General features: G+C 37.4%; 1 protein-coding gene. It reads left to right on the forward strand.

Annotated elements, in window-relative coordinates; translation table 11 throughout:
• The first annotated feature begins 14 nt into the window (after positions 1–14).
• Positions 15–149 (forward strand): hypothetical protein, encoded by a 135-nt coding sequence (locus tag EOC06_RS45715; protein WP_368773625.1) that lies wholly within the window; start codon positions 15–17, stop codon positions 147–149.
• The last annotated feature ends 65 nt before the right edge of the window (positions 150–214 follow it).

Genomic DNA, 214 nt, shown 5'->3' on the forward strand with positions numbered 1-214 from the left:
GTATCGGGAAGCGAGTGAAAGCAACAACCTTGAACGGTACTTTAGAAGGAATCGCCAAAGGAATAACAGATCAAGGCGTTCTGCTCCTTGAAGATGATGAAGGCAAAGTTCATACCATATATTCAGCCGATATCTTAATTGAATCATAAAATTTTTTGTAGAAAGACATATAAGAGGTCTGCTATAATGCTATTGCTGGGTAGTATCTATTTGA

Source organism: Mesorhizobium sp. M7A.F.Ca.MR.362.00.0.0 (assembly GCF_004023175.1).
GTDB lineage: Bacteria > Pseudomonadota > Alphaproteobacteria > Rhizobiales > Rhizobiaceae > Mesorhizobium.